The sequence below is a fragment of the Pseudidiomarina tainanensis genome (genome assembly GCF_900115255.1).
GTDB lineage: Bacteria > Pseudomonadota > Gammaproteobacteria > Enterobacterales > Alteromonadaceae > Pseudidiomarina > Pseudidiomarina tainanensis.
Genome location: NZ_FOYU01000001.1, coordinates 1,359,311 through 1,377,272, shown reverse-complemented (window position 1 = coordinate 1,377,272; position 17,962 = coordinate 1,359,311). Strand labels below are relative to the sequence as shown.

Here is a 17,962-nt window from a genome sequence, read left to right as displayed (position 1 = left end):
ATTACATCACTCCGGCTTTCAAAAGGTCATGCATATTCAAGGCGCCCTGAGGGATACCGTTTTCATCGACAACAAACAAGCCATTAATTTTACGGTCTTCCATTAACTTCAAACCCTGCGCAGCAAGCACATCGGGTTTAATGGTTACAGGTTGACGTGTCATCACTTGCGCTATTGGGGTACTGTGCAGATCGATTCGCTGGTCGAGGATACGACGCAAATCGCCGTCGGTAAAGATACCTGCGAGCTTTCCTTCGATGTTTGCAACACCGGTCATTCCCAAACCTTTGCGTGACATTTCTAATAAAGCTTCAGAAATCGTCGCTTGTTCGGCAACCATCGGCATGCGTTCACCATCATGCATGACATCATGAATATGTAGTAGCAATCGGCGGCCAAGACTTCCGCCTGGGTGCGACATAGCAAAATCATCAGCAGTAAAACCGCGAGCATTCAAAAGTGCCACAGCGAGGGCATCGCCCATGACCAAAGTCGCCGTTGTAGACGACGTGGGTGCTAGCCCCAGCGGGCATGCTTCTTGCTCAACTGCAATACAAACATGCACATCCGCAATGTCGGCCAGCGTTGATTTCGGGTTGCCAGTCATACTGACCAGCTTAACGCCGCGGCGCTTGATGAGTGGGGCGATAGCCAGCAATTCACCAGTTTCCCCGGAATTGGAAATCGCCAATACCACATCGTGTTCCGTTATCATGCCAAGGTCACCGTGACTTGCTTCGCCCGGATGCACAAAAAAGGCTGGTGTGCCGGTTGACGCCAGTGTCGCTGCAATTTTTCCGCCAATATGGCCAGATTTACCCATACCAATCACAATCACGCGGCCACGGCAATTTAAGAGCAACTCACAAGCGTGCTCAAAATCGTCGTTGAGATACTGTTTTAAACCAGAAACGGCGGCAGTCTCGATATCAATAACGCGCTCGCCAAGCTCGCGAAATGAACGGTTGCTGGAATCTGTCATAACTGATTTTGCTCCGACCCAATGTGATGGCATGTGCTATTGCTTGTCCTAAACTCAGATAATAACCGATCGAAAAGCGAAATGCAGACGTAAAAAGCATAGAAACTAACGAATTGTCACAATTTTTACCGCCTTAATCTTTGGAAAAAGCGCTAAATCTGGTACACTAGCGGGCTCGAAAAGGGAGATATCAAGGCGATGCAGACGGCTCAAAAATCAACGAGCAACCAGCCACAAACTCATAGTAACGACGAAGCATTAGTTGTTATCGACGACATTGACTTCGCGCACGGGTTCGGCGCTCATCAAGTTTATCGCGGTTTATCCATGCGTATACCCAAAGGCAAAATCACGGCTGTGATGGGGCCAAGTGGTATCGGTAAAACAACCTTGTTGCGCTTAATTGGTGCACAGTTGCGACCTCAGCAAGGGACAATTACTTTCGCTGGTGAAAATATTCATGCGTTGGGGCGTTCAGACTTATACGAACTGCGCAAACGAATGAGTATGTTGTTTCAAAGCGGTGCGTTGTTCACTGATATGACGGTGTATGACAACGTTGCGTTTCCAATTCGTGAGCATAGCCAGCTCCCTGAAGAAATTATTGAAACCATCGTTAAATTGAAGCTTGAAGCGGTTGGTTTGCGTGGTGCACGTCATCTTATGCCAGCTGAGTTATCCGGTGGTATGGCACGGCGTGCGGCACTGGCTCGGGCAATTGCGCTTGACCCTGAACTCATCATGTACGATGAACCATTTGCTGGACAAGATCCAATCTCAATGGGCGTTATCGTGAAGTTGATTAAAGAACTGAATCAATCGCTGGGGTTAACCAGCATTGTGGTGACGCACGACGTTGCGGAAGTTATGACCATTGCCGATTACGTCTACATTATTGCGGATAAAAAGGTTGTTGGTCATGGTACGCCAAGTGAGCTAGAAGCCTCTGACGATCCTTTGGTTCATCAGTTTTTACATGGTGAAGCCGATGGTCCTGTGCCGTTTCATTATGCCGCACCATCGCTCGAAGATGAATTATTGGGGGTGGACAATGCTCGATAGAGTTGCCGCACTAGGGCGAACCACCCTAAATACGATTGCAGGTGCCGGAGCAGCGTTTTTTATGCTGATGCGAGCGTTAGTGGGAAAACCTACCTTGCGTAAATCGTGGCCGCTGTTGATGCAGCAAATGTACTCGGTTGGGGTCTTGTCGTTGGTGATAATCGTCGTCAGCGGCCTATTTATCGGTATGGTGCTTGGCTTGCAAGGTTACACCATATTGGTGGACTTCGGTGCTGAGCAATCACTGGGTCCGATGGTGGCACTGTCGTTGCTTCGTGAACTCGGTCCAGTGGTCACTGCGTTGCTGTTTGCCGGTCGTGCTGGCTCAGCACTAACGGCAGAAATCGGCTTAATGAAAGCGACCGAACAGTTGTCGAGCCTTGAGATGATGGGAGTTGACCCGTTACGTCGTGTTATTTCACCGCGGTTTTGGGCGGGCTTTTACAGCATGCCAATTCTTGCCTTGGTGTTCTCGGCGGTTGGTATCTACGGCGGTTATTTAGTCGGGGTACGTTGGTTAGGTGTTGACGATGGCGCGTTCTGGTCGGTCATGCAGTCGAATGTGGAATGGGGCCAAGACATTGTCAACGGCATTATCAAAAGTTTAGTTTTCGCGTTTGTGGTCACCTGGATTGCTTTGTATAAAGGCTACAGCTGTACACCGACTTCGGTTGGTATAAGTCGTGCCACAACATCGACGGTAGTCACTGCATCCTTAGCAGTGCTCGGCCTCGACTTCGTATTAACAGCATTGATGTTTGGATAAGAGCTATGGAATCAAGAAATACACAACTCGCAGTCGGTTTCTTTGTCATTATTGGCGTTCTGGCATTGTTGTTTTTAGGCTTGCAAGCAGCCAATACAAGTGTTGTGACGAATGGTGAAACGTATAAACTTTATGCAAAGTTCGACAACATTGGTGGACTAAAAGAACGCTCGCCTGTCAAAGTGGGCGGTGTTGTTGTTGGCCGTGTCAGCAAGATTTCACTTAGCGGTGATTATTATGAACCATTGGTTGAGATGACAATTAGCCAAGAATACAGTGAATTTTCTGATACAACATCGGTCTCAATTCTGACTTCAGGAATATTAGGTGAGCAATATATCGGCTTGAATCCGGGATTTATTGACGACACCGTTGAGATGTTAAAAGACGGCGATCAGATTTATGACACGAAATCAGCGCTGGTATTAGAGGACTTAATTGGGCAGTTCCTATTTAGTCAGGGTAAAGATTAAGGAGTACGTATGAAACAATGGTTGTTAGCACTTGTAGTTGCGGTAGTTGCAGTTACCGGTAGTGGTGTTGCGCAGGCCGAGTTAATTCGTGACGAGAATCCATACATCTTATTGGAGAAACTCGCGAATAAAACTATCGAGCGAATTGAGCAAGATCGTGAACTTATTGATCAAGATATCAACCATATTCGTGTCGTCATTCGCGAAGAAATGATGCCATATGTGGATTACGTTTACGCCGCCAAGCGTGTGTTAGGTCGTAACTTAACTGATACTACCGAAGAGCAACGGCAAGAATTTTACACAGTATTTCGTGATTACTTAATCACCACATACGCGGGTGCATTTACCCAATATGACGAGACCAAGCACACCATCGAGTTCGGTGACTCTGGTCGGTTTGAAGAAGGTAGCCGCATGGTGGTTGTTAACACGCGACTGATTGAAGAAGGTCGTCCACCCGTGCGTATGGATTTTAAAATGCGTTATGACAATGGCGATAACGTTTGGAAAGCATACGATCTCGTCGTTGAAGGTGTTAGCTTACTGAATAGTAAGCAAGCGGAAATCAGCGCAGTGATCCGTAGTAACGGGATTGATGGCACGATTGCATTGTTACGCGAAAAGGCGCAAGAATCAGTGAAGCCGCATGATGGCGTAGGTGCCGAATAATGAAAACTTGCGAGTGGCAGCGTGGTGAAGACAACGAAATTCAATTCATCGGTGAATTGGATCGGATGACTGTACCTGCACTTTGGAAGCAACGTAAGAGCTGGCTAAGCGGTGAGCAAGTGCTTACTCTAAATCTGCAAGGCGTCACCAAAATAGATTCAGCCGGCGTGGCGATGCTGCTTGAAGCCAAACGTGCAGTGTTAGCAGATCAACGTGAGCTCGCTATAACTCATGCGAACCAACAGCTGCACGCCATGGTGCAGGTTAGTGGTGTGTCGGCACTACTACAACTGAATGAACACACAAATAAATAAAAGCGATTAAATGAATATGATGACAGCAGAATCAATTCAACAGCGATTGTTGGATGAGCTCGATGTAACTGAAGTTTTGGTAAAGCTTGACGGCAGCCATGCGAATATTACCGTGGTTGGTGAAATGTTTGCCGAACTCTCGCGGGTTAAAAAGCAACAAGTTGTTTATGCACCGCTCAAAGAATTAATCGCTAGCGGCGAATTGCACGCTGTATCAATTCGTACCTATACCCCGACCGAATGGCAACGCGAGAAAAAGCTCGCGATGCTCAGTTAAGCGGCAGAGTAAACGATGCAAAAACTAGTTATCCGCGGCGGTACTCCTCTGCACGGCGAAGTGGTTATTTCTGGTGCCAAGAATTCGGCACTGCCGATACTCATGGCGGCGTTATTACCATCTGAAGATGTGCAATTAGACAATGTACCGGCATTACAAGATGTGCGTACCAGTTTGAAGCTATTAGGTGAGCTTGGTGTTGCGAGCGAAACGTTGGGACCCAATAGTTATCTGATTAAGCCACAAGGTATTAATCATCATGTCGCGAGTTACGACTTGGTGAAAACAATGCGGGCATCGATTTTGGTATTAGGCCCATTACTGGCTAAATTCGGCCAAGCGCAAGTGTCATTGCCTGGTGGCTGCGCCATTGGCGCACGCCCGGTGAATCTGCATATCGAAGGTTTACGCCAAATGGGTGCAGACATCACCGTAGAAAATGGCTACATAAATGCAAAAGTTGACGGCCGTTTGAAAGGTGCGACCATTTTGATGGATATGGTTAGCGTTACCGGTACCGAAAATTTGATGGCGGCAGCGACTCTTGCTGAAGGAGTCACTGTCATTGAGAACGCTGCGCGCGAACCTGAAGTTGAAGATTTAGCGAACTTTTTGAACAGTATGGGCGCCGATGTGCGTGACGCTGGTACGGATACCATCACCATTTATGGTAAAGAAAAACTTCATGGTGGCAGCTATCGCGTGCAACCGGATCGAATTGAAACGGGTACGTTTTTGGTCGCGGCTTTGGCGACAGGCGGTGATGTCACATGCCGTAATACCGATCCAACCATGTTAGATGCGGTATTGAAAAAGCTAACTGAAGCCGGTGCAACCATTACCAAAGGCGAAGACTGGATCCGTATTCAAGCAACTGAACGTCCGCGACCAGTCAATATCGTGACGGCGCCTCACCCTGCATTTCCAACCGACATGCAGGCTCAGTTTTGCGCGCTAAACGCTATTGCTGATGGAGCCGGTTGGGTTCGTGAAACCATCTTTGAAAATCGCTTTATGCATGTACCGGAACTGCGTCGTATGGGTGCGAACATTGAGTTGGAAGGCAACACCGCAATTTCGAAAGGTGTGAAACAGCTTACTGGTGCTCAGGTGATGTGTACCGATTTGCGCGCTTCAGCATCGCTGGTTATTGCTGGACTTGTTGCTCAAGGCGAAACGGTTGTAGAGCGGATTTATCACATTGATCGCGGCTATGAAACCATTGAGAAAAAGCTTTCCGCGCTTGGAGCCGATATTAAACGCGTGAGTTGATCTCACGCGTTTCTTCTTACTGCAGTTTAGTAATCGTCACTGCCGTTGTTTCTTCTTTATTGTCTCGTAAAAACTGAACCTGCAAAGTGGTGCCAGGTTTGGTGTTAGCAACCAGTGCTAAGCCCTCTGCTGCCGACTGCATCGGCTGACCATTAATTTCCGTAATATAATCTTCGGCGCGCAAGCCTGCTCGCTCTGCTGGGCTGTTTGGGTCGACGCCAGTGATGAAAATTCCGGGCTGTGTATAGGGACTAGATTGCGGCGTTTCGCCTGCTTGTACACCCAAATAACCGCGTACAACTTCACCTTCTCGAATCAGCGTGTCCATCACCGAACGTGCCAGCGGGTAGGGAACGGCAAAGTAAATCCCATCAATGCCTTGGCCGCGGGCGTCACGAAATTGCGCATTGTTAATTCCCACCAAATAACCTTGGCTATTAATAAGGGCACCACCGGAGGCGCCTTCATTAATCACTGCGTCCATTTGAATCAGATCTGCGTGAGAGTTAATGACCCCCATACGTCCACCGGTCGCACTGATAATACCTTGTGTAATGGTTTGACCTAAGTTGTGAGGGTTGCCAATGGCAAGAACTACGTCGCCAACTTGGGTTGTCAGCGTTTCATTTTGAGGAATCGTTGGTAAGTTATCCGCCTCAATACGTACCACCGCTAAATCGGTTATCCGATCATAACCAATTACTTGACCGCTATAATTACGGCCATCCTGCAATGCGACCTGTATTTCATTCACATCGGCAACAACATGATACGCGGTGAGTATGTGACCGCGATTATCCATGATAACACCAGAGCCTAAGCGCACTAGCGTGTTCGGTCGGCGCGAGTAATACGAATCACGCGTTGAACCGATACTGTAGATGTTTACCACTGCTGGCGCAGCGCGCTGAACCGCTGTGGAGAAGCTAAATGGTTGCTCTGATTGCTGTGAATCACCAGTGAACTGTTCACGCAGGTGAGGTAGGGCATAAATCACGATAGCTGCGACTGCGAGGCCAAGAATGACTGATCGAACAATATACCAAGCGAATTGCCGTAGCTGCATAGCGACTTGTAACCTATTGATTAAGAATACTGCAAAGCATAACACTGTTTACAAAAGAAGGCAGTATCTCAACTGCCTTCGTTTTGTCATACGTTGCTTTTGAACATTCGCAGCGTAACTAACTAGCCGCCGCGTAACACAAGGTATAATTGCGAGTTTCCGCGACGAATATTCAGAGCGACCACGCTTCCGGCGTTGCTTAATGCTTCACGTAACTCACTCATACTATTAACAGGGCTACGATTCACACCGATAATGGCGTCGTCTTTGCGAATACCATAGCGCTCCGCTAATGAACCTTCTTCAATTTCGGTAACCTTGAGGCCGCCGCGTTCGTCCGGAACCAAGGTGATACCATCAAGTGCAGGATGCAGAGCCGCCGCCGTTACCGCCTGTTCGTCAGCAGTTAACACCACATCGAAATCACGCTCTTTACCGTCACGTAAAACCGTAATACTCAGTTCTTTCCCGGCACCGATTGTGCTAACACGCGCACCTAAATCAGCAAAGGTTCGAATTTTTTCACCATTCACAGCAACAATAACATCGCCTGATTTCAAACCCGCTTTATCGGCCGCTCCTTCCGGAATGACTTCGGCGATAAAGGCGCCTTGGTTCGCCTTCAGTTCGAGCGCTTTGGCAATTTCATGAGTCAAATCATTACCACGAACACCAAGCACACCGCGACGCACTTCACCGAACTCAACCAACTGGGCAACAAGATTCTTCATCATGTCAGCTGGGATGGCAAAACCGATACCGATGTTACCACCGTTTGGTCCCAAAATAGCCGTGTTGATACCAATCAACTCGCCGTTTAACGTCACCAATGCGCCGCCAGAGTTACCACTATTAATTGCCGCGTCGGTTTGAATGAAGTTTTCAATCTCTTCAATACCCAAGCCACTGCGCCCCAACGCACTGACAATACCAGAGGTCACGGTTTGGCCAAGACCAAACGGATTGCCGATAGCGACAACGAAATCGCCCACACGTAAATCAGCTGAACTACCAATTTTAATTTCAGTGAGGTTCTCGCCGTCTTTTATTTTAAGCAGTGCAATGTCCGAGCGATCATCGGTACCAATAACCGTGGCATCAAATTGGCGTCCGTCTTTCAAGGTCACCATGATCTCAGACGCGCCGTCAATTACGTGATTATTTGTGACCACGTAACCCTCATCAGCATCGATAATGACGCCAGAACCTAATCCTTGGAATGGACGTTCTTGTACTTGCTCACGAGGGCCACCTGGACCAAAGAAAAAGCGAAACATATCTGGAATGCGCTGGCGCACCTCACGCTTACCTTTTACTGAGATATTCACCACCGCAGGGGTGACTTCCTCAAGCATAGGGGCCAGCGTAGGCGTTTCATTTTTGTCACCAAAAAAAGGAATGCCGGCTGAAACAGGCGCAATAATCAATGCACTTGCCAATGCCAGAACCGCAATGAACTTCACTTTCATCAGAGTTAACTCCTATACATGCAAATTCTGCTAGAAGATGTCGCTAGCAGGGGTCGAAATAATTTCAGGTAGATGCAGTTAAAGACTGACTCAGATTAAATAAGTTCACCGTGGATGTGTTTCAAGATGTAAAACAAAAAATAAAGGCGATATTAGCTATTCGATATTAGATATTAGAGAGAACAGAAATACCCGATTCATCAGTCCTAATATCTAATATCGAATAGCTAATATCGTTTTTTTGGGGTTATTTGAATAGGCCGGATTTGGTGTCGCTGTAATCACGCGGCATATCACTTGGCGCCTTATCATCCGAGCGGCGTTTTTCGCCCTTTACCTTGTTTGCCATTCGCAATTCGCGAATAGTATCTTCCGCGAAAAATGGCAGACTTGGCTGCTCTTGCTCACGCTGTAATAAGTCAGCGCTGTGATGTAAATACGCTTTTAGCTTGTCTTGAGTTTCTTCGAGTTGACCTACCAGAGCTTGAGCAGTTGCAAGGTGCTCGGCAACTTCTTGACGATAATCGGCAAGCTGTTGTTTGGTTTGGGTAACTTGTTGGTTTAACTCGGCTTCATCCGAATGCTCTGCGAGCCAGTAACGCGCCACAAAAAAACCAACGATTGCGCCTGCTATGACGAGTAAAACTCCAACAATCCAGCTCATAAAAACTCCTTAAAAATGCATTTCGCATGATAAACTACTGTCTACTAGCATAATCCAGAACAGGGTCGAAGTGGTAGTGACAACGAACAAGCTTACGCCATTATTAAAGTATGAGCAGGATTTAGCGACTGGCAATTTTCAGCCGGACGCCTCGCAACGTCGAGCTGTAGAGGAATTGCAGCGGCTCTATGACGAACTGGTCTTATTTCATCAAGCTGAAGCTAAGTCGAGCTTATTGAGTCGCTTGAAGAAGGCTTTTGGTGGTGGTCAGCCCACGCCAAAGGGAATTTATTTTTGGGGTGGCGTTGGTCGCGGTAAAACTTATCTGGTTGACACATTCTTCGAAACTTTGCCATTTGAACGCAAGCTTCGCGTTCACTTTCACCGCTTTATGCATCGTGTACATAGCGAATTGAAAGAGCTTAAAGGGCGTAGCGACCCACTGCCAATTATTGCAGATAAGCTTGCCAGTGAAGCGCGTGTGGTCTGTTTTGATGAGTTTTTTGTGCAAGATATTACCGATGCCATGATCCTCGGCACGTTAATGCAAGAGCTGTTCAAGCGCAACGTGGTGTTAGTCGCAACTTCCAATATCGTCCCCGATGAGCTGTATCGTAACGGCTTGCAGCGGCAGCGCTTTATTCCTGCAATTGAACTGATCAAGCAGCATTGCCAAGTGATCAACGTTGACAGTGGTATCGACTATCGTTTGCGTACGCTAACTCGTGCTGAAATATATCACGCCCCAGCTGATGCCGGCGCCGATGAAAACCTACAGCGTTATTTTACTGAATTAGCGCCAGACCACTGTAACCGCGACGAACGTGGGTACATCGTAGTGAATAATCGCAATATTCCTGTTCGGATGGAGTGCGACGATGTGGTGTTATTTTCCTTTGACGCCATTTGTGGTGGTCCTCGTTCACAGAACGACTATATTGAAATAGCGCAGTGTTACCATGCGGTATTAATTAGCGAAGTGCCACAAATGGGCGCCCAAAACGATGATGCGGCACGGCGCTTTATTGCATTAGTGGATGAATTTTATGAGCGTCGCGTCAAATTGATCATGTCTGGTGCAGCGCCATTGGACGAGCTGTATACGCAAGGCAAGTTGAATTTCGAATTTAAACGCTGTGTAAGTCGCTTACTTGAAATGCAAAGCCACGAATATTTAGGACTGGCCCATAAACCATGACGTTGACTGATTGGACTTTAGCATTGGGTGGACTTGGCCTGCTACTCCTTGGTATGCAGCTGCTAACCGACGGGCTTAAAGCTGCCGCCGGCACCCATTTGCAAAGCTTTTTAGAGCGTTCGACACAGACACGGTTGCGCGCAGCATTTGCCGGGTTTACCGTCACGGCGCTGGTGCAGGCTTCTGGCGCAGTAGTTGTCGCTTTGCTCGGCTTTACTAATGCTGGGATGCTCAAGCTCAAACAAGCTGCTTGGGTTGTTTTCGGCAGTAATGTCGGCACCACCATGACAGCCTGGATTGTGGCGTTAATTGGTTTGAAGTTTAATGTTGGCATGATTGCATGGCCACTTATTGGCCTCGGAATGCTATTGCAATTGGTGCGTCGCTCTTCTCCATCAGGCAGTGTCGGGTTAGCTATCGCTGGATTTGGTGTTCTTTTCGTCGGCTTAGACACTTTACGAGATGCTTTCGAGCAACTTGTCACTATCATGCCGGTAGAGCAGTTTTCTGTGAGTGGGCCATTAAGCATATTATTAGCCGTTTTTGCTGGTGTGTTGCTGACAGCCTTGATGCAATCCTCGTCAGCGGCACTAGCAATTGTCTTAACGGCCTCAGTCAGCGGCGCATTTACACCTTTAGCCGGTGCAGCGGTTGTCATTGGCGCCAATATTGGAACCACACTGACCGCACTACTTGCGAGTATTGGTGCGACTGCTCACGCCAAGCGCTTGTCGGCAGTTCATGTGTTGATGAACGCTGTCACCGCTGTTGTGGCATTGATATTGCTCGTGCCAATGTGGTGGGTTGCTGAAATCCTTTCAGGGGGCGAGCAGGTCACCAATATTAGTACCGGCCTCGCTATCTTTCATACATTATTCAATGTGCTCGGCTTAGTTCTTATGTGGTTTCTTGATGAGCGTATTTTCCGGCGAGTTGAGAGCTGGTACCGGTTACCGCCATTACGTTCTGGTGAACCACGTTTTCTCGATAAAACCGTTTTAGAAGTTCCTTCAATGGGCCTGAACGCAATACAGCAGGAGCTCAACCGCGTATTGCGTCAATATGTTATACGTCTGCGCATGCTCCTCAAAGATGAAGGCGCTTTAAAGGAAACCGAGGAAGATATCGCAACCGGTGAATTGTTAGCTCATATTCAAACCTATCTGACCAAGCTAAGCGCCAAACAACTGCATGGCGATGAAGCATTGCTGCTTGCCGAACTGCATACCAGCCATGCTCGCTTGCGCGATCTACGTGATATTGTCGAAAAACTACGTGCCGCAACACCGACACAAATTGACGCCAGTTTGAACCACCAACTCCGCGAACAGTTACTCGAGTTACTTAACGGCGCCGACATGAAAGATCGTCCCGAAGCAAACTGGGCTTCTCTTGTGAGCTCGATACGCGCGACGCGCAACTTGCTCCGTCACACATGGTTAAATCGCATCGCAGCAAACGAGTTAGAACCAACGGAAGGGGCGGCGTTGATGCAGTTGGCAAGTATGTGGGAACGCAGCGCCGAAATCATCACCGCCCTCAAAACCTAAAAGCGTTTTTCGTTTTTCGTGCGCTGCGCTGTTCGTCCGCTTCGCTGTTCGGAGAGACACTTCGAACAGAGAGGCGAAGCCGAACGGACGAACAGTGAACGAAGTGAACGCACGAATAACGAATAACGTCGTTGATCTTTTAAGCGCTTTTCCCTATAATCCGCGCAGCCCACGTTACAGGTACAACTAACCGAATTTGTGGCTCAACCACAACGGTTGTTGTGGTTCGCGGGGAAGCCCGGAACTACTGTCGTGAACCTTAAAGAAAGAGTAATTCTCAATGAGTACATTTGTTGCAAAACCAGAAACAGTACAACGTGACTGGTATGTTATTGACGCTGAAGGTAAAACTTTAGGTCGTTTGGCAACTGAAGTTGCCCGTCGTTTGCGCGGTAAGCACAAGCCTGAGTACACTCCTCACGTTGACACTGGTGATTACATCATCATCGTTAACGCTGAAAAAGTTGCTGTAACTGGCCGCAAAGCGCAAAACAAAATCTACTATTCACACACGGGTTACCCAGGTGGTATCAAAGAAATCAACTTCGAGAAGTTGATTGCTAAGAAGCCTGAAATGGTAATTCAGAAAGCGGTGAAAGGTATGTTACCTCGTGGTCCACTAGGTCGTGCCATGTTCCGTAAACTGAAAGTGTACGCTGGTGCAGAGCACAATCATGTCGCTCAGCAACCAAAACAACTTGAAATTTAAGACGGAGCATGAAGACTATGGCACAGAATCAATACTACGGTACTGGTCGTCGCAAAAGCTCAACTGCACGCGTTTTCTTGCGTCCAGGTAGCGGCAACATCAGCATCAATAACCGCACTTTAGAAGAATACTTCGGTCGTGAAACCGCTCGTATGGTTGTTCGTCAACCGCTTGAGTTGGTCGACATGGTTGAAAAATTCGACTTATACATCACTGTGAAAGGTGGTGGTGCAAGTGGTCAAGCAGGCGCAGTGCGTCACGGTATCACCCGTGCACTGATGCAATATGACGAAGCTTTACGTGGTGACTTACGTCGCGCGGGTTATGTAACTCGTGACGCGCGTCAAGTTGAGCGTAAGAAAGTCGGCTTGCATAAAGCACGTAAGCGTCCACAGTTCTCGAAGCGTTAATTCTTCGAAATCTCGACTGCATCAAAAACCCGGCCTTTGTGCCGGGTTTTTTGTCTTTATCCTTGTAAAAATCAGGGCATTTCTTTATCATCTGAAGGCATTTTTTTGCCGTTCGCCTAAAATCACTTGGGTGAACCTATCGCAGCAGCTAATTACTGACTTCGCGGCGATGTCTCGCGAAGCGTCCAAACTGGAGAGTAAGTGGATGAGCAATGCGCCTGTAGATAAAGGCCGCCGTCGTTTCCTGACCGTCGCGACATCTGTCGTCGGTGCAGCGGGCGCGGTTGGTGTTGCCGTTCCTTTCATTGCGTCGTGGAACCCGAGCGAAAAAGCTAAAAACGCGGGTGCCCCAGTGGAAGTGAACATTGGAAAAGCCGAGCCGGGTCAATTGATTCGTGTTGAATGGCGTGGTCAACCGGTTTGGGTGGTACGTCGTACCCCTGAAATGTTGGCATCGCTTGAAGCCGTGAGTGACCAACTTCGCGACCCTAATTCTGAAGAACCTCAGCAGCCTGAATATGCGAAGAATATTCACCGCTCGCGCAAAGAAGAATTCTTTGTCGCTGTCGGTATCTGTACACACTTGGGATGTTCACCACAGTTCCTTGATACGGGAATGGGTGAATATGTAGAGGGCGCTGAGACTGGTTTCTTCTGTCCGTGTCACGGTTCTATCTTTGATATCGCTGGTCGAGTGTTCCAAGGCGTTCCTGCCCCTTATAACTTGGTGGTTCCGCCTCATTACTACATCAACGATAACACCATTTTGGTGGGTGAAGATGGGGAGCAAGCCTAATGAATAAACTCATTGCATGGTTTGACGAACGTATTCCGATGACCAAAACGTGGAATATCCACTTAGCTCAATATCCAGCTCCAAAAAACTTTAACTTCTGGTACATCTTTGGTGTGCTAGCAACGTTAGTTTTGGTCAACCAAATCTTGACTGGTATCTGGCTAACCATGAACTACGTACCTTCAGCTGAGGGCGCTTTCGCATCAGTTGAATTTATCATGCGTGATATCGAGTACGGCTGGTTGCTTCGCTATATGCACTCAACCGGTGCGTCCGCATTTTTCGTGGTGGTCTACTTGCACATGTTCCGTGGCATGATGTACGGCTCGTATCAGAAGCCGCGCGAACTGCTGTGGGTGTTCGGTATGCTGATCTTCCTCGTGTTAATGGCTGAAGCCTTCATGGGCTATCTATTACCATGGGGTCAAATGTCATACTGGGGTGCGCAGGTAATTATCTCGTTGTTTGGTGCGATTCCAATCATCGGTGATGATTTAACGCTTTGGATTCGTGGTGACTACGTTATCTCGGGTGCGACACTGAACCGCTTCTTTGCACTGCATGTCATTGCATTGCCATTAGTACTGGTTATTTTGGTGTTCTTACACATCATCGCGCTACACGAAGTCGGCTCGAACAACCCTGAGGGTGTTTCAATCAAGAAACCGAAGGGCTCAGTGCCAGATTCAGAGAAGCCGAAGTTTACCTTCCATGAGCGCTTCACTAAGAAGTATGACATTGTTGATGCCTTCCCATTCTTCCCGTATTACATCGTGAAGGACCTAGTGGGCGTAGCAATCTTCTTATTCTTCTTCTGTTACGTTATCTTCTTTGCTCCGGCAATGGGCGGCTTGTTCCTTGAGCCACCAAACTTTGAAGCAGCGAATCCGTTGAAGACACCAGCACATATTGCACCGGTATGGTACTTCACACCGTTCTACGCAATTTTGCGTGCGGTACCTGACAAGTTACTGGGCGTTATTTTGATGTTCGGTGCCATTGTCGCACTATTTGTACTGCCTTGGTTGGATCGCGGTAAAGTGCGCTCTGTTCGCTATCGTAGTACGTTGCACAAAGTAAACCTGACTGTATTTGCAATTAGCTTTATTGCACTCGGTTATCTGGGTCTGAAGCCAGCGACAGAGGTTTACACCATGTTCGCTCGTATCTTCACCTTCTTGTACTTCGCCTTCTTCGTTTTACTGTGGTTCTACAGTAAGAATGAAAACACGAAGCCAGTTCCAGAGAGGATTACTAAGTGATGAAACAGTTAATCAAAAATACTCTGCTGGTAGCAGCATCACTGTGGTCAGTTGCAAGTTTTGCAGCTGACCCAACAGTACCACTGGACAAAGCAAACGTTGATTTACATGACAAAGCGTCGTTGCAACGTGGTGCACAATTGTTCATGAACTACTGCTTGGGTTGTCACTCAATGCAGTATCAACGCTACAACCGTACTTTCCGTGATTTAGAAATCCCAGAAGAGTTAGGCGTTGAAAACCTTCAGTTTACGGGTGAAAAAGTCGGTGATCTTATTACCAACGCCATGGCCACTGAAGATGCTGGCAACTGGTTTGGTACTGCAGCGCCAGATTTGACGTTAGTAGCGCGAGTTCGTGGTGCGGACTGGATTTACACCTATTTACGTTCTTTCTATGTTGACGAATCACGTCCATTTGGCGTAAACAATGCTGTGTTCCCGAACGTGGGTATGCCGCACGTATTAGAAGAGCTACAAGGTATTCCGCGCAAAACCACCGAACAGCGAATGATTGACGGTGAAATGCAAGATGTATACGTAGGCATTAAAACCGACGGCAGCGGTATGCTGACAGATGCTGAGTACGATCAAGCCGCACTCGACCTAACTAGCTTCTTGGTTTACACCGGTGAACCAATGATGTTGGAACAGCGTCGTATCGGTTGGTATGTGTTCGGTTTCTTACTAGTCTTTTTAGTATTCGCGGTACTGCTGAAACGTGAATTCTTTAAGGATGTGAAATAAGTTTTATGGAGAACAACATGTCGGTTGCGGCAAACAAACGGTCAGTGATGACCTTATATTCGGGCGTAAATGACTTACGCAGCCATCAAACACGTATCGTGCTTGCTGAAAAGGGTGTGGGCGTTGAGATTACTTTTGTGGAGCCAGATAATCTCCCAGAAGATCTCATGCAACTCAACCCATATGCGGATGCATTGCCAACGTTGGTGGATCGTGAGTTAGTGCTATATAACGCTCATATCATCATGGAATACCTTGATGAACGTTTCCCGCATCCGCCATTGATGCCGGTTTATCCGGTTGCACGTGGTACTAGCCGTTTGATGATGTATCGCATCGACCGTGATTGGTATGCGCTTGCGGATAAAATTTTGGCAGGTGGTAAAGGCGCAGATGCAGCACGTCAAGAACTGCGTGAAGGTATTCTTGCGCTAGCACCATTGTTCGCTGATTCACCATTCTTCATGAGCGAAGAGTTCAGCCTAGTCGATTGCTATTTGGCACCGTTGCTGTGGCGTTTGCCGCTATATGGTATCCAATTAGAAGGTGCTGGTGCGAAGGAAGTAAAAGCCTACATGGTTCGCGTATTTGAGCGTGAGTCATTCCAAGAGTCGCTTACCGATGTTGAGAGAGATCTAGGTCGGTGAGTGATGAGGCGATGACACCACGTCGCCCGTACCTAGTGCGGGCGATGTATGAATGGATTCTGGATAATCAGCTAACCCCTCATTTAGCGGTAGATGCTGATTATCCTGGTTGTCAGGTGCCGTGGCAGTTTGTCCAAGATGGACAAATTATTTTGAATATTTCCCCTACCGCAGTCACTAACTTCATTGCTGACAACGATGCGGTTCAATTCAATGCCCGATTCTCGGGCGACCCACACCGAGTTATTGTCCCAATGGGGGCAATTTTAGCAATGTACGCACGTGAAAATGGCGCCGGGAGCATGTTTGAACCGGAACCGTTTTATGACAATCCTGCTGCCGTAGCGCCGGTTTCTCCAAAGCCAGTTGAATCCGGTAATAAGTCTGAAGAGCAAAGTGCTAAGCCACAGAAAAAAGAAAGCCAGAAGAAAAAATCTTCCGGTTCACATTTGCGCGTCGTTAAATAAGAGTCTAATTGCCTTTATTCAAAGGCATCAATGACGCGAGTCACACCGTTAATGTTACGCGCAATATCAATTGCCTGACGCGCGATATCACGCTCAACCAACCCCATCAATGCCACTTCACCGTTTTCGGTTACGACTTTAATATCACTGGTTTTGATATTTTCATTTGCGATAAACTTCGCTTTGATTTTACTCGTGATATAAGTGTCTTTGCTGATCTGACCGAGCGAAATTACAGGGGCGACTTTCAGCTCATTGTGAACGCGGTCGACACCTTGCGTATTGCGCACGATGTGGCTTGCTAAGTCGCGCAAAGAACTATTTGTCACTTGACCTAGTAACAATACTGAACGGTTGAAAGACACGACCTGTACCCGTGAATCGTCGAGGCGATCATCGCCCTTCAGTGCGGTGATAACTCGCACTTCAATGGTTTGGTCATCAATTTGAGTCCCAATACTGCGGGTGTCCGTGGCAGCTGAAATGCCAACTGCGGTAGCTCCGACGAGTGCCGCGGCACAACCACTTAAACTCACAACTAATGCGGTGCTTAATACCGCTACAGGCAAAAACTTCCGACGTTCGGTCATTAATCTGTCTCCTGAGGGAAAATTCGTTGTTCTGCGACACTGCACAGCATATTTGAAATTTGTAACAGGTGCTCACTTGCACGTGCGGCATTGCTGGTTGGAATACGAATTTCAACGTCATCAGGACCGAGCAAGCCGGCAATATCTACATCGCTATTTTGCGTGAGTGCAATAATCAGCATATTGCGACTGAGTGCCGCTTCCATCGCACGGCTAACACGCGGAGCACGCTCCGCGGCGTTAAATACAATAAGTACATCGTTCGGCTGGCCTACCGCTTGTATTTGTTGTGCAAACATCCGATTGTATTCAAGCGCACCGTAGTCGGCGTGCAATGATGTTACCGGAAAGGGCGGGCGCTCGAAACTCAAGCCAGTCAGCATAATATGCGCAAAATGGCGTGACGTTGCATGGGCAAGACCTTCACCACAGCAATAGACTTTACGTCCATTCAGGAGTGATTCGACTAATAGGTTGCACGCTAACTCAATGGGCTCTTGCAACATGTCAGCCGCAGCAATTTGAGTTTGAATACATTCAGTAAATAAGGTTTTTATAGGATCCTGCATA

Annotated in this window: 22 protein-coding genes; 16 read left to right on the top strand and 6 right to left on the bottom strand. The window is 47.7% G+C overall.

Translation table 11 applies throughout. The features are described 5' to 3' along the window. Nucleotide 1 precedes the first annotated feature (1 nt). Nucleotides 2-982: a KpsF/GutQ family sugar-phosphate isomerase gene (locus BM292_RS06655; RefSeq protein WP_092856629.1), complete on the bottom strand. Its 981-nt coding sequence runs from the start codon at nt 980-982 to the stop codon at nt 2-4. Between the two features lie 198 nt (nt 983-1,180). Between BM292_RS06655 and BM292_RS06650 the strand changes: the two genes are divergently transcribed. The 7 genes from BM292_RS06650 to murA are packed head-to-tail and all read left to right on the top strand — an operon-like array spanning nt 1,181 to nt 5,818. Further along, the gene (locus BM292_RS06650; protein ID WP_092856626.1) at nt 1,181-2,044 is read left to right on the top strand and encodes an ATP-binding cassette domain-containing protein; all 864 of its coding nucleotides are present in this window, start codon (nt 1,181-1,183) and stop codon (nt 2,042-2,044) included. Then, nucleotides 2,034-2,810 (top strand): lipid asymmetry maintenance ABC transporter permease subunit MlaE, encoded by a 777-nt coding sequence (gene mlaE / locus BM292_RS06645; protein WP_092856623.1) that lies wholly within the window; start codon nt 2,034-2,036, stop codon nt 2,808-2,810. Before BM292_RS06650 ends, mlaE begins: the two co-directional genes overlap by 11 nt. A gap of 5 nt (nt 2,811-2,815) precedes the next feature. Next, nucleotides 2,816-3,283, top strand: coding sequence for an outer membrane lipid asymmetry maintenance protein MlaD (gene mlaD / locus BM292_RS06640; protein ID WP_092856619.1), 468 nt, complete (start codon nt 2,816-2,818; stop codon nt 3,281-3,283). Between the two features lie 9 nt (nt 3,284-3,292). Beyond that, the gene (locus BM292_RS06635) at nt 3,293-3,955 is read left to right on the top strand and encodes an MlaC/ttg2D family ABC transporter substrate-binding protein (RefSeq protein WP_092856616.1); all 663 of its coding nucleotides are present in this window, start codon (nt 3,293-3,295) and stop codon (nt 3,953-3,955) included. Further along, the gene (locus BM292_RS06630) at nt 3,955-4,269 is read left to right on the top strand and encodes an STAS domain-containing protein (RefSeq protein ID WP_092856613.1); all 315 of its coding nucleotides are present in this window, start codon (nt 3,955-3,957) and stop codon (nt 4,267-4,269) included. The genes BM292_RS06635 and BM292_RS06630 overlap by 1 nt, the downstream gene beginning before the upstream one ends. A 10-nt stretch (nt 4,270-4,279) precedes the next feature. After that, nucleotides 4,280-4,546: a BolA family protein gene (locus tag BM292_RS06625; protein WP_325049910.1), complete on the top strand. Its 267-nt coding sequence runs from the start codon at nt 4,280-4,282 to the stop codon at nt 4,544-4,546. Nucleotides 4,547-4,561: 15 nt separating this feature from the next. After that, on the top strand, nt 4,562-5,818 hold the full coding sequence (murA, locus tag BM292_RS06620; protein WP_092856609.1) for a UDP-N-acetylglucosamine 1-carboxyvinyltransferase: 1,257 nt from the start codon (nt 4,562-4,564) through the stop codon (nt 5,816-5,818). A gap of 16 nt (nt 5,819-5,834) precedes the next feature. Here murA and BM292_RS06615 read toward each other — a convergent pair whose 3' ends face one another. The 3 genes from BM292_RS06615 to BM292_RS06605 all read right to left on the bottom strand — a co-directional run bounded on the left by BM292_RS06615 (nt 5,835) and on the right by BM292_RS06605 (nt 9,017). Continuing rightward, nucleotides 5,835-6,884: a trypsin-like peptidase domain-containing protein gene (locus tag BM292_RS06615; protein WP_092856606.1), complete on the bottom strand. Its 1,050-nt coding sequence runs from the start codon at nt 6,882-6,884 to the stop codon at nt 5,835-5,837. Nucleotides 6,885-7,006: 122 nt separating this feature from the next. Beyond that, nucleotides 7,007-8,353, bottom strand: coding sequence for a DegQ family serine endoprotease (locus BM292_RS06610; RefSeq protein WP_092856602.1), 1,347 nt, complete (start codon nt 8,351-8,353; stop codon nt 7,007-7,009). 247 nt (nt 8,354-8,600) lie between these two features. Next, nucleotides 8,601-9,017, bottom strand: a complete 417-nt coding sequence (locus BM292_RS06605; RefSeq protein WP_092856598.1) for a Z-ring associated ZapG family protein — start codon at nt 9,015-9,017, stop codon at nt 8,601-8,603. A 76-nt stretch (nt 9,018-9,093) separates the two neighbouring features. Here BM292_RS06605 and zapE point away from each other — a divergent pair, with 76 nt between their 5' ends. The 9 genes from zapE to BM292_RS06560 all read left to right on the top strand — a co-directional run bounded on the left by zapE (nt 9,094) and on the right by BM292_RS06560 (nt 16,802). After that, complete coding sequence (zapE, locus tag BM292_RS06600; RefSeq protein ID WP_092856595.1) at nt 9,094-10,215, top strand: cell division protein ZapE; 1,122 nt, start codon at nt 9,094-9,096, stop codon at nt 10,213-10,215. Further along, nucleotides 10,212-11,765 carry a Na/Pi cotransporter family protein gene (locus tag BM292_RS06595; RefSeq protein ID WP_092856591.1) on the top strand — a complete coding sequence of 518 codons (1,554 nt, stop codon included), beginning with the start codon at nt 10,212-10,214 and terminating at the stop codon, nt 11,763-11,765. Before zapE ends, BM292_RS06595 begins: the two co-directional genes overlap by 4 nt. A gap of 280 nt (nt 11,766-12,045) precedes the next feature. Further along, a complete protein-coding gene (gene rplM / locus BM292_RS06590) occupies nt 12,046-12,474 on the top strand; it encodes a 50S ribosomal protein L13 (RefSeq protein ID WP_092856588.1) in 429 nt (142 codons plus the stop codon). Between the two features lie 17 nt (nt 12,475-12,491). Beyond that, complete coding sequence (gene rpsI / locus BM292_RS06585) at nt 12,492-12,884, top strand: 30S ribosomal protein S9 (RefSeq protein ID WP_092856585.1); 393 nt, start codon at nt 12,492-12,494, stop codon at nt 12,882-12,884. Between the two features lie 205 nt (nt 12,885-13,089). Further along, complete coding sequence (petA, locus tag BM292_RS06580; protein WP_092856582.1) at nt 13,090-13,680, top strand: ubiquinol-cytochrome c reductase iron-sulfur subunit; 591 nt, start codon at nt 13,090-13,092, stop codon at nt 13,678-13,680. After that, a complete protein-coding gene (locus tag BM292_RS06575; RefSeq protein WP_092856579.1) occupies nt 13,680-14,942 on the top strand; it encodes a cytochrome b in 1,263 nt (420 codons plus the stop codon). Before petA ends, BM292_RS06575 begins: the two co-directional genes overlap by 1 nt. Continuing rightward, nucleotides 14,942-15,688 carry a cytochrome c1 gene (locus BM292_RS06570; protein ID WP_092856576.1) on the top strand — a complete coding sequence of 249 codons (747 nt, stop codon included), beginning with the start codon at nt 14,942-14,944 and terminating at the stop codon, nt 15,686-15,688. Before BM292_RS06575 ends, BM292_RS06570 begins: the two co-directional genes overlap by 1 nt. Nucleotides 15,689-15,705: 17 nt before the next feature. Continuing rightward, on the top strand, nt 15,706-16,335 hold the full coding sequence (gene sspA, locus BM292_RS06565; RefSeq protein ID WP_092856573.1) for a stringent starvation protein SspA: 630 nt from the start codon (nt 15,706-15,708) through the stop codon (nt 16,333-16,335). Nucleotides 16,336-16,346: 11 nt separating this feature from the next. Next, nucleotides 16,347-16,802 carry a ClpXP protease specificity-enhancing factor gene (locus BM292_RS06560; protein ID WP_177203796.1) on the top strand — a complete coding sequence of 152 codons (456 nt, stop codon included), beginning with the start codon at nt 16,347-16,349 and terminating at the stop codon, nt 16,800-16,802. Nucleotides 16,803-16,816: 14 nt separating this feature from the next. Here the strand turns inward: BM292_RS06560 and dolP are convergent, their stop codons facing one another. Both dolP and BM292_RS06550 read right to left on the bottom strand, forming a co-directional pair. Next, on the bottom strand, nt 16,817-17,392 hold the full coding sequence (gene dolP, locus BM292_RS06555; protein WP_092856567.1) for a division/outer membrane stress-associated lipid-binding lipoprotein: 576 nt from the start codon (nt 17,390-17,392) through the stop codon (nt 16,817-16,819). Beyond that, nucleotides 17,392-17,961: an SIS domain-containing protein gene (locus BM292_RS06550; protein WP_092856564.1), complete on the bottom strand. Its 570-nt coding sequence runs from the start codon at nt 17,959-17,961 to the stop codon at nt 17,392-17,394. Before BM292_RS06550 ends, dolP begins: the two co-directional genes overlap by 1 nt. Nucleotide 17,962: the final 1 nt, after the last annotated feature.

Coding starts and splice junctions, on each gene's coding strand:
- BM292_RS06655 (WP_092856629.1), bottom strand. CDS start 982: ATGACAGATTCCAGCAACCGTTCATTTCGCGAGCTTGGCGAGCGCGTT.
- BM292_RS06650 (WP_092856626.1), top strand. CDS start 1,181: ATGCAGACGGCTCAAAAATCAACGAGCAACCAGCCACAAACTCATAGT.
- mlaE (WP_092856623.1), top strand. CDS start 2,034: ATGCTCGATAGAGTTGCCGCACTAGGGCGAACCACCCTAAATACGATT.
- mlaD (WP_092856619.1), top strand. CDS start 2,816: ATGGAATCAAGAAATACACAACTCGCAGTCGGTTTCTTTGTCATTATT.
- BM292_RS06635 (WP_092856616.1), top strand. CDS start 3,293: ATGAAACAATGGTTGTTAGCACTTGTAGTTGCGGTAGTTGCAGTTACC.
- BM292_RS06630 (WP_092856613.1), top strand. CDS start 3,955: ATGAAAACTTGCGAGTGGCAGCGTGGTGAAGACAACGAAATTCAATTC.
- BM292_RS06625 (WP_325049910.1), top strand. CDS start 4,280: ATGAATATGATGACAGCAGAATCAATTCAACAGCGATTGTTGGATGAG.
- murA (WP_092856609.1), top strand. CDS start 4,562: ATGCAAAAACTAGTTATCCGCGGCGGTACTCCTCTGCACGGCGAAGTG.
- BM292_RS06615 (WP_092856606.1), bottom strand. CDS start 6,884: ATGCAGCTACGGCAATTCGCTTGGTATATTGTTCGATCAGTCATTCTT.
- BM292_RS06610 (WP_092856602.1), bottom strand. CDS start 8,353: ATGAAAGTGAAGTTCATTGCGGTTCTGGCATTGGCAAGTGCATTGATT.
- BM292_RS06605 (WP_092856598.1), bottom strand. CDS start 9,017: ATGAGCTGGATTGTTGGAGTTTTACTCGTCATAGCAGGCGCAATCGTT.
- BM292_RS06595 (WP_092856591.1), top strand. CDS start 10,212: ATGACGTTGACTGATTGGACTTTAGCATTGGGTGGACTTGGCCTGCTA.
- rplM (WP_092856588.1), top strand. CDS start 12,046: ATGAGTACATTTGTTGCAAAACCAGAAACAGTACAACGTGACTGGTAT.
- rpsI (WP_092856585.1), top strand. CDS start 12,492: ATGGCACAGAATCAATACTACGGTACTGGTCGTCGCAAAAGCTCAACT.
- petA (WP_092856582.1), top strand. CDS start 13,090: ATGAGCAATGCGCCTGTAGATAAAGGCCGCCGTCGTTTCCTGACCGTC.
- BM292_RS06575 (WP_092856579.1), top strand. CDS start 13,680: ATGAATAAACTCATTGCATGGTTTGACGAACGTATTCCGATGACCAAA.
- BM292_RS06570 (WP_092856576.1), top strand. CDS start 14,942: ATGAAACAGTTAATCAAAAATACTCTGCTGGTAGCAGCATCACTGTGG.
- sspA (WP_092856573.1), top strand. CDS start 15,706: ATGTCGGTTGCGGCAAACAAACGGTCAGTGATGACCTTATATTCGGGC.
- BM292_RS06560 (WP_177203796.1), top strand. CDS start 16,347: ATGACACCACGTCGCCCGTACCTAGTGCGGGCGATGTATGAATGGATT.
- dolP (WP_092856567.1), bottom strand. CDS start 17,392: ATGACCGAACGTCGGAAGTTTTTGCCTGTAGCGGTATTAAGCACCGCA.
- BM292_RS06550 (WP_092856564.1), bottom strand. CDS start 17,961: ATGCAGGATCCTATAAAAACCTTATTTACTGAATGTATTCAAACTCAA.